We start from the raw sequence: 12,307 nt of genomic DNA, 5'->3' as shown, positions 1-12,307 counted from the left end.
GCCCTGTTCTCGACCGCGGTTACTCCCGCCCAGGCGTTGGGCTCCTGTTCAGTGAACACCCCGGTGCGTTGGACCATCTCCAGCCCCTTCAAGAGCGCCGTCGTCAGCCTCGCCGGTGACTGTGCACCCGGGGTGTACGCCAGCTGGGACGCCTACTCGAGCAGGGGCTTCGAGGACATCCTGATCTTCAACAACGCTCGGACCGCCTATCTCGACGTGTACGACTTCGCGACCCTGGGCCGATGGACCTGGCGACCGTCATCGTGCTTCCTCCCAGATTTCACGGACTGCACGCAGAACACCCGAACGATGGACGTTCGCCTCGGTGGCTGGTCCGGCCTGACAGCCACACGGTTGGGGACCCGCCTCACCTTGACGGTTTCCGCCGCTCGCTACGCCTACTCACTCGACAAGTTCGTGCCGTGGGTCAATGTGCGGGGCACCCTCCAGTACAAGGCACCGACGGCAAAGACGTGGACCGGCTTGAAGTACGTCTACCCGGGGTCCAATGGTCGGTACAGCTTCACCTACTCGACGTCGAGCATCCGCGACTACCGCGTCGTCTTCGCAGACACGCCGGTTATCTGGGGCCACACGAGCGCCGCTGTTCGCCGGTGAGCTCGGGCTCCGATGCGAGGGGCCCGGCGCCGGAGCGTGGTGATGGCGGGCCCGTCCCGGCAAGGAGTTCGCTCCGGAGGGCGCTGGCGACTGCCTAACTCCCGACCCGGAAGGGCCACCACACCCCCGCAAGGTGCCCACGCTCTCATGTGTGCCCACACCACAGAACCGGGGCAGGTGTGTGGGTCCCCACCGTCATTTCGGAAGTCGGTCCTCCTAGGCTTTCCCGAAGTCTCCCGGTTCTGCCATCCGGAGCCGCAGGGGACTCACGCCGTCGGCCGCCCGGTCGACACCGCTGACGCAGCGCGACGCACGAGGAGGTGCAGGTCTTGACGGGTATCCCGTTGCTCGAGACCAGGGCCCTGACCAAGGAGTTCCGGGGCTTCCGGGCCGTCTCGGACGTCGACCTCACGGTCGCGCACGGCACCGTCCACGCCCTCGTCGGGCCCAACGGTGCCGGCAAGACGACGCTGTTCAACCTGCTGACCGGCTTCCTCACCCCGACCTCGGGCAGCGTCACGTTCGACGGCCAGGACATCACCGGCCGCGCCCCCGAGCAGATCGCCCCGCTCGGCATCGCCCGTTCGTTCCAGATCACGAGCCTCTTCGAGGCGATGACGCTGCGCGAGCACCTCGAGCTCGCCCTCGCGAGCCCCACCGGCATGGGCAAGCAGTGGTGGCGCTCGGTCACCCGGATGGCGATCTTCAAGGACCGCGCCATGGAGCTGCTCGAGCAGGTCGGCCTCGCCGACCGCGCGGGCGCGCCCGCCTCGTCGCTCGCGTACGGCCAGAAGCGGGCACTCGAGCTCGCCATCGCCATGGCACTCGACCCAAAGCTGCTCCTGCTCGACGAGCCCACCGCAGGTATGGGCATCGAGGACGTCGACCGCACGATCGCCCTCGTCAAGCAGCTCTCCGTCGGACGCACCGTCGTGTTCGTCGACCACAACATGCACGTCGTCGGCTCGCTGGCCGACCAGGTGACCGTGCTCCAGTCGGGGCAGGTCCTCGCGGAGGGCCCCTACGACCAGGTGCGCGCCGACGAGCGCGTCATCACGGCCTACCTCGGAGCCACCCATGAGTGACGACACGACGACCACCGAGCCGACCACGGCGGCCGACAGCAACGCCGAGCAAGCCGACCCGGCTGCGAGATCCTCTGCAGCACAACAGCCTTCGCGCATGCTCGAGGTCTCCGGACTCTCCGCGTGGTACGGTGAGGCGCGGGTGCTCACCGACGTCGCGATCGACGTCGCGCCCGGCGAGGTCGTCACCCTCGTCGGTCGCAACGGCGCCGGCAAGACGACGCTCCTGCGGTCGGTCATGGGACTGCACCGCCAGATGGAGGGCGTCATCGCCCTCGACGGCACCGACCTCGCGAAGAAGTCGGCCGACGCCCGAGCCCGGGCCGGCATCGGCTGGGTGCCCGACGACCGCGGCATCTACGCGAGCCTCACCGTCGCCGAGAACCTGCTGCTGCCGCCTGTCGTCCACGCCGACGCCTGGCCGATCGAGCGGGTCTACGAGTTCTTCCCGGTGCTCCACGAACGACGCGACTTCCCCGGCACGAAGCTGTCGGGAGGCGAGCAGCAGATGCTCGCCATGGCCAGGGTCCTGCGGATGGGCTCGCGACTGCTGCTGCTCGACGAGCCCAGCGAGGGCCTGGCCCCCGTGATCGTCCAGCGCATCGGCGAGATCATCCGCGAGATCAAGGGCCAGGGAGTGGGCGTGCTTCTCGTCGAGCAGAACGTCAAGTTCGCCTCGACGGTCGCCGACCGGCACTACCTGCTGGCGCAGGGAAAGGTCGTCGAGCACCTGAGCAACGACGACTTCCGGGCTCGCGAGAGCGATCTGCTCACCTATCTCGGGATGTAGCCGCCGGCCGGCCCGCGCCCGGGTCGCACGGGCATGTCCACCAAGCACGTCATCGACGTCCGCGTCACCGCTCAACGTCACCGAACCACGTCACCGAACCACGTCACCGAACCACGTCACATCTCGTCACACCCCAGGAGGGGACATGCGTAGCAGGACAGTTCAGGGCACCGTCGCCATCGCGGCGACTGCCTCCCTCGCGCTCGCCGCGTGCGGCAGCGGCTCCGGCGGCCCGCAGTCGGGCGGCGCGGGCAAGCTCACCGACGACAAGATCGTCATCGGCCTGCTCAACGACCAGTCGGGCGTCTACAAGGACCTCTCCGGGCCGAACTCGAAGGCGGCCATCGAGCTCGCCATCGCGGACTACAAGGCCAAGTACGGCGACAAGGCGGTCGCGAAGGACATCGAGATCGTCACGGCCGACCACCAGAACAAGGCCGACGTCGCCAACTCCAAGGCCCAGGAGATGTACGACCGGCAGAAGGCCGACATCATCCTCGACGTGCCGAACTCGGCTGCGGCCCTCGCCGTCGCCACGCAGGCGAAGAACAAGAAGAAGCTCTACATCAACATCGGCGCCGGCACGACGAAGCTCACGGGCGAGAGCTGCAACAAGTACACCTTCCACTGGGCGTACAACACCGCGATTCTCGCGCGCGGCACGGCCGGCACCATCACGAAGGAGGGCGGCACGAGCTGGAACATCGTCTACCCCGACTACGCCTTCGGCCAGGACATGAACAAGTCCTTCTCGAAGGAGGTCGCGGCGGCCGGTGGCACCGTGGGCCAGTCGATCGCCTCGCCGTTCCCGAGCGACAACTTCGCCACCTTCATCACCAAGGCCGGTGAGGGCAGCCCCAAGGTCATCGGCTCCATGCACGCCGGCGGCGACCTCATCAACTTCGTCAAGCAGTTCAACCAGAGCTCGCTCAAGGGCAAGGCGCAGCTGGCGGTCGGCCTCATGTTCATCACCGACATCCACTCGCTCGGTGTCGACCAGTTCGCCGGCACGCAGTTCACCGACGCGTGGTACTGGAACTTCGACGACCAGAACAAGAAGTGGGCCGACCGGTTCAAGGAGAAGACGAACACGCGTCCGTCCTTCGCCCACGCTGCCAACTACTCGGCCGCGATGAACTACCTCGAGGCCGTCCAGGAGGCGGGCACCGACGACGCCGATGCGATCGTCGGCAAGCTCGAGGGCAAGAAGATCAACGACGTGTTCCTGCGCAACGGCGAGGTCCGCAAGGCCGACCACGCCGTCATCCACGACGTCTACCTGGCCAAGGTCAAGAGCTCCGCTCCCGAGGAGTGGGACTACGAGGACATCGAGAAGACCATCCCGGCGGCCGAGGCGTACGGCGAGGCCAACCCCGCCTGCAAGATGGGCTGACCCCCGAGCACGTATGCCGTCCGGCCGCGCCCACGAGGCCGCGCCGGACGGCATACGGCCGGGGTCCGGCTCCCGACCGGGCCATCGCGCCCGACCGACCGCGAGCGAGCGAGAGACATGAGCGCATTCCTCCAGTACACCCTCCAAGGTTTGGCCGCCGGCGGCTTCTACGCGCTGTCGGCCCTGGGCCTGGCCGTCATCTTCGGCGTCCTCGGGGTCGTCAACTTCTCCCACGGCGCCTGCTACATGCTCGGCGCCGTCATCTCCGCGGTGCTGCTCGCCGAGCTGCACGTGGGCTTCTGGGTCGCACTCCTCGTCGTGCCGATCCTGATGTTCGGCTTCGGGGTGCTCATGGAGCGGCTGCTCGTGCGGTGGCTCCTCGCCCTCGACCCGCTCTACAACTTCCTGCTCACCTTCGGCCTGACCCTGATCCTCGTCGAGGCGGTCAAGCAGAGGTACGGCGTCTCCGGGCTGCCCTACGAGGTGCCGGCCGGGCTCGGCGGGCAGGTGAGCGTCGGCAGCGTCAACCTGTCGGTCTACGCGATCTTCGCGTGCCTCTTCTCCCTCGTCGTCTGCGTCGGGGTCGGGCTGCTGCTGACGAAGACCCGCATCGGCATGATCGTGCGGGCCTCGACCGAGGCGCCGGAGCGCACCCGCGCCCTCGGCATCAACGTCGGCCGCTGGGTCACGCCGGTGTTCGGCTTCGGTATCGCGCTCGCGGGCCTCGCCGGCGTGCTGGCCGCACCCACCCGGGCGATCACGGCCGAGATGGGCAGCAACTTCATCATCATCCTGTTCGCGGTCGTCGTCATCGGCGGCCTCGGCAGCATCCTCGGTGCGGTGGTCGCAGGGTTCCTCGTCGGACTCGTCGAGGCCTACGGCATCGCCTACGCCCCCACGTACGCCCAGATCGTCATCTTCGTCCTGATGGCGCTCGTGGTCCTCGTCCGGCCCTCCGGGCTCTTCGGACGGGAGGAGGTCGCATGAGTGAGCAGATGACCGCCAAGGTCGACGTCGACCTGGCCCAGCCCTCGATCCTGTCGCGGCGGGGACCAGTGCGCTACCTCATGCTGCTCGGGGGCCTCGCGGTCCTCGTGCTGCTGCCCTACTGGATCTACCCGCCCGTCGCGATGGACATCCTGTGCTGGGGTCTCTTCGCGATCAGCGTCGACTTGCTGCTCGGGTTCACCGGGTTGCTGAGCTTCGGTCATGCGGCGTTCTGGGGCGGCTCGGCCTACTGCACCGGCCTCATCGCGACGCACTGGGGCGTCCCGTTCCCCGTCGCGGTCATCGGCGGCTCCGTGTTCGCGATGCTCATCGCCTGGCCGATCGGCTACCTGTCGGTGCGCCGCACCGGCATCTACTTCGCCATGGTCACGCTGGCCTTCGCCCAGATGCTCTACTTCATCGCCAACCAGGCCCGCGACCTCACCGGTGGCGAGAACGGCCTGCAGGGCATCCCGCGCAGCTTCTTCGGCGTCGAGCTCGTCGAGACCGACTCCTTCTACTTCTACTACGTCGGTGCCGCGATGATCCTCGTCGGTGTCCTCGTCGCCTGGCGGGTCGTCAACTCACCGTTCGGCCGCGTGCTCACGGCCGTACGCGACAACCCCGCTCGCGCTCGCGCGCTCGGCTACGACGTCGAGCGCTTCAAGATCAAGGCCTTCGTCATCTCGGCGGGCCTCGCCGGGCTGGCCGGAGGCGTCTTCGCGATCAGCCACCAGTTCGCGTCGCTCCAGGAGCTGATGTGGACGACGTCGGGCAAGGTCGTGCTCGTCACGGTGCTCGGCGGCATCGGCACCATCTGGGGTGGCCTCGTCGGCGCCGGCGTCGTCGTGACTCTCGAGGACTTCCTCGCCAGCTCGGGCTTCGAGGGCATCGGCCTGATCACCGGCTCGATCTTCGTGCTCATCGTGCTGCTGTTCCGCCACGGCATCTGGGGAACCGGCCGCAACGTGCTGCGCAGGTACGTCCTCGACCGCCGCAAGAAGCCCCGCGACTGACCAGGCGTCGCCCGCGATCGATGTGTTCGCGTCAGCTGGACCACGACGCGGACACATCGAACGCGGGGTGGCTCAGGGGGTGAGGACGCGGCGCGCGATGCGCCCGACGACGAGCCAGGCGACGGCGCCGAGACCCCAGTTGACGAAGGCGTTCTTGATGACCGCGTTCTCGCCGGTGAACTGCTTGACGCCCCCGGTGCGGCTGAAGACGCCGAGGTCGGCCACGTCGGCCGCCTTGAGCACTCCCTCGACGAGGGCGTTGTGCGTGTTGGCCTCGAGCACCACGACTGCCGTGCCGAGCAGCAGCGCCGCCGCGGCGAGCAGGCAGACGATCCACGCGATCTCGCCGAGCAGCGTGCGCACGCGGTTCACGCCCGACTTCGTCAGCGTGGCGGCGCGCTTGGCGCCGGCTCGCAGGTCGGGGGAGCGGCGTACGCGTGCGGTGCGCTGGGTCGGCTCGGCGGGTGCGGCGCGCTCGGCTCCCGTGGCCGCGACCGGCTCGGGCGCCGTGGGCGCGGCGGACTCGGCCTGCGACGCCTTGGCTGCCGCGCGGCCTGCAGGAGCACCCGGCTGCTCGGTGACCGTGGCGTCGCCCGGGTCGTGCTCCTCCGACGTCGAGGTGCCCGAGGCCGGGCTCGGGGAGGGCGTCGAGGAGGTCGTGCTGGCGGTGCTCGTCATCGAGGGGTTCTCCTTGTCGTACGTGGCTCTGACGACTCAACGAGGCAGGGGCCCCACAGGACACGGCCCGCGTCGGGTTTTCGTGCTCGACGGGCACCCGGGCACCGGTTCGGGGCCGGCTCCGGTGCCCCATAGACTGGCCCGCATGTCATCCCTGTCCCGCGACGACGTAGCCCACCTGGCCGGCCTCGCCCGCATCGAGCTCTCCGACGCCGAGCTCGACCGCATGGTGGGTGAGCTCGGGGTCATCCTCGAGTCCGTGGCCAAGGTCCAGCAGGCGCCCACCGACGGTGTCGCCCCGATGTCGCACCCGATGCCACTGACCAACGTGACCCGCCCCGACGTCGTGCGTCCCAGCCTGGGCGCCGAGGCCGTCCTGGCCGGCGCCCCTGAGGCCGAGCAGCAGCGCTTCTCGGTGCCGCGCATCCTCGACGAGGACTGAGCCACCCCTGAAGCCCGCGTATGCCGCCCTGCCGAGCACCCGGCATACGCCCCGCCCGTGACGGGCACCACGAAAACTCCTGTCGCAGCTACGAACCGAAGGCACTGACGTGACCGACCTGCCAACTGACCTGACGAGAGCCACCGCCGCCGACCTGGCTGACGCCCTCGCGAGCGGAGCCGTCAGCTCCGTCGAGGTGACCCAGGCGCACCTTGACCGGATCGCGGCCGTCGACGGGCAGGTGCACTCCTACCTCCACGTCGACGGTGACGGGGCGCTGGCACAGGCCCGGGCGATCGACGAGCGTCGCAGGGCGGGCGAGAGCCTCGGTGCCCTTGCCGGCGTGCCGATCGCCGTCAAGGACGTCATGACGACGAAGGGCGTGCCGACCACGTGCGGCAGCAGGATGCTCGAGGGATGGGTGCCGCCCTACGACGCGACCGTCGTGACGAGGCTGCGTGAGGCCGGCCTCCCGATCCTCGGCAAGACGAACATGGACGAGTTCGCCATGGGCAGCTCGACCGAGCACTCCGCGTACGGACCGTCGCACAACCCGTGGGACCTCGAGCGCATCCCGGGCGGCTCGGGCGGTGGCTCGAGCTCGGTGCTCGCCTCCTTCCAGGCGCCCCTCGCGACCGGCACCGACACCGGCGGCTCGATCCGCCAGCCGGCCGCCGTCACGGCGACGGTCGGCACCAAACCGACCTACGGTGGCGTCTCGCGCTACGGCCTCGTCGCCCTCGCGAGCTCGCTCGACCAGGCCGGCCCGTGCGGACGCACCGTGCTCGACACCGCCCTGCTCCACGCCGTCATGGGTGGCCACGACCCGATGGACTCGACCTCCATCGACGCACCCGTGCCGCCGGTCGTCGAGGCGGCCCGCGCGGCGGACGTCAAGGGCATGCGCGTCGGCGTCGTCAAGGAGCTCGGCGGCGAGGGCTACCAGCCCGGCGTGCGCGCCCGGTTCGACGAGTCCGTGGCACTGCTCGAGGAGCTCGGCGCCGAGGTCGTCGAGGTGAGCTGCCCGAACTTCGACTACGCCCTCGCCGCTTACTACCTCATCCTGCCGAGCGAGGCCTCGAGCAACCTCGCGAAGTTCGACGCGATGCGCTACGGCATGCGCGTGCTGCCCGAGGGTGTCGACGCGCCGAGCGCCGAGCAGGTCATGGCCGCCACGCGCGACGCCGGCTTCGGCCCCGAGGTCAAGCGCCGCATCATCCTCGGCACGTATGCCCTGAGCTCCGGCTACTACGACGCCTACTACGGCTCGGCGCAGAAGGTGCGCGCGCTCATCGCGCAGGACTTCGACAACGCGTACGGACTCGTCGACGTGCTCGTCAGCCCGACAGCGCCGACCACGGCGTTCAAGCTCGGTGACAAGCTCGAGGACCCGATGGCCATGTACCTCAACGACATCGCCACGATTCCGGCCAACCTCGCCGGCGTGCCCGGCATGTCGATCCCGTCGGGCCTCGCCGACGAGGACGGCCTCCCCGCCGGCATCCAGATCCTCGCGCCCGCCACGAAGGACGAGCGGCTGTACTCGGTGGGCGCTGCCCTCGAGGCGGCGCTAGTCGACCGATGGGGCGGTCCGATCCTCGACCGCGCGCCCCTGCTGGGTGACGCCGCTGCTGTGAAGGGAGCCTGACCATGAGCACGGCCACCGCCGACGCCGTCGTCGACTACGACGAGGCCATGACGCGCTTCGACCCCGTCATGGGCCTCGAGGTCCACGTCGAGCTGCACACGGCCACCAAGATGTTCTGCGGCTGCCCGACCGAGTTCGGCGCCGAGCCGAACTCGCAGGTGTGCCCGGTCTGCCTCGGCCTGCCCGGCGCACTGCCGGTCGTCAACGAGAAGGCCGTCGAGTCCGCGATCCGGATCGGCCTCGCGCTCAACTGCGAGATCGCCGAGTGGTGCCGCTTCGCGCGGAAGAACTACTTCTACCCGGACATGCCGAAGAACTTCCAGACGTCGCAGTACGACGAGCCGATCGCCTACGGCGGCCACCTCGACGTCGAGCTCGACGACGGCAGCGTCTACCGGGTCGAGATCGAGCGCGCGCACATGGAGGAGGACACCGGCAAGTCGCTGCACATCGGGGGCGCGACGGGCCGCATCCACGGCGCCGACCACTCGCTCGTCGACTACAACCGCGCCGGCATCCCGCTCATCGAGATCGTCACCAAGCCGATGGTGGGGGCCGGGGAGCGCGCGCCCGAGGTCGCCAAGGCGTACGTCTCGGCGCTGCGCGACCTGCTGCGCGCCCTCGACGTCAGCGACGTGAAGATGGAGCAGGGCTCGATGCGCTGCGACGCCAACGTGTCGCTGCGTGCCAAGGTCGGCGACCCGACCTCGGCCGAGCAGCTCGCCGTGCCGCTCGGCACCCGCACCGAGACGAAGAACGTCAACTCGCTGCGCTCGGTCGAGCGCGCCGTGCGCTACGAGATCTCGCGGCACGCGGCGATCCTCGACGGCGGCGGCTCGATCCTGCAGGAGACGCGGCACTGGCACGAGGACACCGGCATCACGACCTCGGGCCGCGTGAAGTCCGACGCCGAGGACTACCGCTACTTCCCCGAGCCCGACCTCGTTCCGGTTGCGCCTCCCCGCGAGACGGTCGAGGCGCTGCGCGGCACGCTGCCCGAGAATCCTGCGGCTCGTCGCAAGCGGCTCCAGTCCGACTGGGGCTACAGCGATCTCGAGATGCGCGACGTCATGAACGCCGGAGCCGTCGAGCTCATCGAGCAGACCGTGGCCGCCGGCGCGAGTGCTGGTGCGGCGAAGAAGTGGTGGCTCGGTGAGCCGTCCCGCCGCGCGAACGCCGAGGGCCAGGACATCGTCACGTATGCCGCCCGGCTTGGCCTCACTCCCGCCCACGTCGCCGAGCTCGACGGGCTCGTCACGTCGGGCCGGCTCAACGACTCGATGGCGCGCCAGGTGCTCGACGGCGTGCTCGCCGGCGAGGGCGCGCCGACGGCTGTCGCCGACGCGCGCGGGCTCGAGCTCGTCCAGGACGACGGAGCCCTCGAGGCCGCCGTCGACACGGTGATCGAGGCCAACCCCGAGGTCGCGGCGAAGATCCGCGACGGCAAGGTCCAGGCCGCGGGTGCGCTCATCGGTCAGGTGATGAAGGAGATGAAGGGCCAGGCCGACGCCGGCAAGGCCCGCGAGCTCATCCTCGCCAAGCTCCAGTAACCGTCGAGAGGCCACGTGGGGCCCCTCGACGGTTGAGGTCAGCGTTTGCCGGCGCCGAGGAGGCCGCCGAGCAGACCGCCGAGGATGTCGCCGGCGCCACCGGAGGCCCCACCGCCGCCCGATGCGCCACCGAGCACCTGACCGAGGATGTCCTGGAGCGGGTTCGAGGAGGCTGCCGAGTCGCTCGCGGAGGCGCTTCCGGTCGGCGTGGCCGCGCCCGGGGTCTGCACGGGTGCGCTGTCGGCTCCGGCGCCGCCCGGGAAGAGGGCGCCGCCGCCGGTCGCGCCGCCGCCGGTCGCGCCGCCGCCGGAGGAGGTGGACGGGTCGCTGCCGCCGAACATGCCACCGAGCCCGCCGCCCTGGCCCACCTTTTTGGCCAGCCACGAGAGCACGATCGGGGCCAGGATCGGCAGGAGCTTCTGCGCGATGCCACCCGACGCGCCGCCGAGCCCTCCGAGCTGGCTGACGACCTGGTCGGTGTTGTCGCCGAAGATGTTGCCGACGATGGCACGGCCGTCCTGCTCGTCGACGTCGTCGAGCCCCGCGACCGGGGCCTGGTGGTCCGAGAGCGCCGCCATCAGGGAGTCGGCCGCTGCCGGATCGGAGGAGTTGGCGTGCAGCCCGCCGAGCAGGGCGGGCAGGGCACTCTCTGCTGCCTGGCGTACCTCGTCGCTCCCGACCCCCAGCTGACTGGCCAGCTGGTCGACCGGGACCTGGTCAAGGATCTCGTCGTACGAACCCATGTAGCGGCCCTCCTCGTCGCGGGCACGCGCCGATGCGAGCCCTGGTCGTCAGGCTAGTCACGCACAGCGGTCCTCGGCAGTCAGCGAGGTGACTGATGTCGCCGCGGTCAGCCGGCACCGACGGCGGAGAGGGGCAACGAGATCAGCCGGTCGGCCCGGTCGTTGTTGCTCGTCGTGATCCAGACGCGGTCGCCGACGAAGTGGATGTCGCGGATGCGGCCGTAGGTGCCGCGCAGGTGACGGGTCGCCCTTCCGGCCGAACCGTCGGCGTTGACCGGCACGCGCCACACCGACTCGCCTCGCAGGGCCGCCAGGTAGACGGCGCCGTCCGGACCGACGGCGATGCCGCTCGGCGACATCTCCTCGGTCGACCACTGCGCGACCGGGTCGACGAAGTCGGGGTTGCCCTGCCGGCCCTCGACCTCGGGCCACCCGTAGTTCCTGCCCGCCTCGATGAGGTTCAGCTCGTCCCAGGTGTTCTGGCCGAACTCACTGGCCCACAAGCGTTTCCGGCTGTCCCACGCGAGCCCCTGAACGTTGCGGTGGCCGTAGGACCAGACGGGGGAGCCGCCGAACGGGTTGCCGGGCGCAGGGTCGCCGTCCTTGGTGATGCGCAGGATCTTGCCGCCGAGGGAGTCGAGGTTCTGCGACAGACCGGTGTCGCCCGCCTCGCCCGTGCCGACGTAGAGATAGCCATCAGGTCCGAAGGCGATGCGGCCACCGTCGTGGCGACGCCCGCTGGGGATGCCCGAGAAGATGACCTCCGGGTCTCCCAGCCGGCCGTCGCTCCAGGGCACGGCGGCGATGCGGTTGTCGCTCTCCGTCGTGTAGTACGCGTAGAGCACCGGGTCGGTGTCGAAGTCCGGTGCCACCGCCAGCCCCAGGAGCCCGCCCTCGCCCTCCGCGCGGAAGATCGGAAGCCGCCCGACGACGGTGGCCTTGCCGCCGGTCCCCGGCTTCGGCACGTGGTGGACCCGGCCGGTGTTGCGCTCGCTGACCAGTGCGCTGCCGTCAGGCAGCACGGCCACCGACCAGGCGATGTCGAGGCCGCCGACGAGCGTCACCGGGCCCGTCGGCTGGCTGGGAGGCCTGCTCGGTGACGGGCTGGGGGGCTGCGGCGTGCGGGCCGCGGTGCTCGTGGGTGGTCTGCTCGTCGAGGTCGGACTGCTGGGCGCAAGCGTCGTGCTGGGCGGGACCGCCGTGCTCGTCTCGACCGGCGTGCTCGAGGCCGGCGGCGCGCTCGTGACGGGCGTCGAGCCGGGGCTCGTCGACGACGCGTTCGGGGTGGGGCTCGTGCATGCCGCGGCACCGAGCACCAGGACGACACCCCCCGCGAGGGCACGGCTGATCCAACGGG

Annotated in this window: 13 protein-coding genes; 9 read left to right on the top strand and 4 right to left on the bottom strand. The window is 70.1% G+C overall.

Annotated features, from left to right (window positions below; translation table 11 throughout):
• Positions 1-63 precede the first annotated feature (63 nt).
• The 6 genes from AB4091_RS10850 to AB4091_RS10825 all read left to right on the top strand — a co-directional run bounded on the left by AB4091_RS10850 (position 64) and on the right by AB4091_RS10825 (position 5,889).
• Positions 64-618: a hypothetical protein gene (locus tag AB4091_RS10850; RefSeq protein WP_442291755.1), complete on the top strand. Its 555-nt coding sequence runs from the start codon at positions 64-66 to the stop codon at positions 616-618.
• Positions 619-947: 329 nt separating this feature from the next.
• Positions 948-1,703, top strand: a complete 756-nt coding sequence (locus AB4091_RS10845) for an ABC transporter ATP-binding protein (RefSeq protein WP_442291754.1) — start codon at positions 948-950, stop codon at positions 1,701-1,703.
• Positions 1,696-2,493 (top strand): ABC transporter ATP-binding protein, encoded by a 798-nt coding sequence (locus AB4091_RS10840; RefSeq protein WP_442291753.1) that lies wholly within the window; start codon positions 1,696-1,698, stop codon positions 2,491-2,493. The genes AB4091_RS10845 and AB4091_RS10840 overlap by 8 nt, the downstream gene beginning before the upstream one ends.
• A gap of 145 nt (positions 2,494-2,638) precedes the next feature.
• Positions 2,639-3,886, top strand: coding sequence for an ABC transporter substrate-binding protein (locus AB4091_RS10835; RefSeq protein WP_442291752.1), 1,248 nt, complete (start codon positions 2,639-2,641; stop codon positions 3,884-3,886).
• A 117-nt stretch (positions 3,887-4,003) separates the two neighbouring features.
• Positions 4,004-4,873, top strand: coding sequence for a branched-chain amino acid ABC transporter permease (locus AB4091_RS10830; protein WP_442291751.1), 870 nt, complete (start codon positions 4,004-4,006; stop codon positions 4,871-4,873).
• Positions 4,870-5,889, top strand: a complete 1,020-nt coding sequence (locus AB4091_RS10825) for a branched-chain amino acid ABC transporter permease (RefSeq protein WP_442291750.1) — start codon at positions 4,870-4,872, stop codon at positions 5,887-5,889. Before AB4091_RS10830 ends, AB4091_RS10825 begins: the two co-directional genes overlap by 4 nt.
• A gap of 72 nt (positions 5,890-5,961) precedes the next feature.
• Here the strand turns inward: AB4091_RS10825 and AB4091_RS10820 are convergent, their stop codons facing one another.
• A complete protein-coding gene (locus tag AB4091_RS10820; protein WP_442291749.1) occupies positions 5,962-6,567 on the bottom strand; it encodes a hypothetical protein in 606 nt (201 codons plus the stop codon).
• Between the two features lie 145 nt (positions 6,568-6,712).
• On the opposite strand from AB4091_RS10820, the gene gatC reads away from it, so the two are divergent.
• The 3 genes from gatC to gatB all read left to right on the top strand — a co-directional run bounded on the left by gatC (position 6,713) and on the right by gatB (position 10,207).
• Positions 6,713-7,009, top strand: a complete 297-nt coding sequence (gatC, locus tag AB4091_RS10815) for an Asp-tRNA(Asn)/Glu-tRNA(Gln) amidotransferase subunit GatC (protein ID WP_256792555.1) — start codon at positions 6,713-6,715, stop codon at positions 7,007-7,009.
• A 118-nt stretch (positions 7,010-7,127) separates the two neighbouring features.
• Positions 7,128-8,657 (top strand): Asp-tRNA(Asn)/Glu-tRNA(Gln) amidotransferase subunit GatA, encoded by a 1,530-nt coding sequence (gene gatA, locus AB4091_RS10810; protein ID WP_442291943.1) that lies wholly within the window; start codon positions 7,128-7,130, stop codon positions 8,655-8,657.
• A 2-nt stretch (positions 8,658-8,659) separates the two neighbouring features.
• A complete protein-coding gene (gene gatB / locus AB4091_RS10805; protein ID WP_442291748.1) occupies positions 8,660-10,207 on the top strand; it encodes an Asp-tRNA(Asn)/Glu-tRNA(Gln) amidotransferase subunit GatB in 1,548 nt (515 codons plus the stop codon).
• A gap of 38 nt (positions 10,208-10,245) precedes the next feature.
• Here gatB and AB4091_RS10800 read toward each other — a convergent pair whose 3' ends face one another.
• From AB4091_RS10800 to AB4091_RS10790, 3 genes are all read right to left on the bottom strand, one after another.
• Positions 10,246-10,950, bottom strand: a complete 705-nt coding sequence (locus tag AB4091_RS10800; protein WP_442291747.1) for a DUF937 domain-containing protein — start codon at positions 10,948-10,950, stop codon at positions 10,246-10,248.
• 107 nt (positions 10,951-11,057) lie between these two features.
• The gene (locus tag AB4091_RS10795) at positions 11,058-12,014 is read right to left on the bottom strand and encodes a PQQ-dependent sugar dehydrogenase (protein ID WP_442291746.1); all 957 of its coding nucleotides are present in this window, start codon (positions 12,012-12,014) and stop codon (positions 11,058-11,060) included.
• A complete protein-coding gene (locus AB4091_RS10790; protein ID WP_442291745.1) occupies positions 11,962-12,249 on the bottom strand; it encodes a hypothetical protein in 288 nt (95 codons plus the stop codon). The genes AB4091_RS10795 and AB4091_RS10790 overlap by 53 nt, the downstream gene beginning before the upstream one ends.
• Positions 12,250-12,307: the final 58 nt, after the last annotated feature.

Source organism: Terrabacter sp. 2RAF25, from assembly GCF_052115265.1.
Lineage (GTDB): Bacteria > Actinomycetota > Actinomycetes > Actinomycetales > Dermatophilaceae > Terrabacter.
The sequence above is the reverse complement of the archived record's forward strand: the minus strand, read 5'-3'. Positions and strand labels throughout refer to the sequence as shown.

What these genes read in the sequence shown, in the direction of transcription:
- AB4091_RS10840 (WP_442291753.1), top strand. Translation starts at nt 1,696, where the DNA reads ATGAGTGACGACACGACGACCACCGAGCCGACCACGGCGGCCGACAGC.
- AB4091_RS10835 (WP_442291752.1), top strand. Translation starts at nt 2,639, where the DNA reads ATGCGTAGCAGGACAGTTCAGGGCACCGTCGCCATCGCGGCGACTGCC.
- AB4091_RS10830 (WP_442291751.1), top strand. Translation starts at nt 4,004, where the DNA reads ATGAGCGCATTCCTCCAGTACACCCTCCAAGGTTTGGCCGCCGGCGGC.
- AB4091_RS10825 (WP_442291750.1), top strand. Translation starts at nt 4,870, where the DNA reads ATGAGTGAGCAGATGACCGCCAAGGTCGACGTCGACCTGGCCCAGCCC.
- AB4091_RS10820 (WP_442291749.1), bottom strand. Translation starts at nt 6,567, where the DNA reads ATGACGAGCACCGCCAGCACGACCTCCTCGACGCCCTCCCCGAGCCCG.
- gatC (WP_256792555.1), top strand. Translation starts at nt 6,713, where the DNA reads ATGTCATCCCTGTCCCGCGACGACGTAGCCCACCTGGCCGGCCTCGCC.
- gatB (WP_442291748.1), top strand. Translation starts at nt 8,660, where the DNA reads ATGAGCACGGCCACCGCCGACGCCGTCGTCGACTACGACGAGGCCATG.
- AB4091_RS10800 (WP_442291747.1), bottom strand. Translation starts at nt 10,950, where the DNA reads ATGGGTTCGTACGACGAGATCCTTGACCAGGTCCCGGTCGACCAGCTG.
- AB4091_RS10790 (WP_442291745.1), bottom strand. Translation starts at nt 12,249, where the DNA reads ATGCACGAGCCCCACCCCGAACGCGTCGTCGACGAGCCCCGGCTCGAC.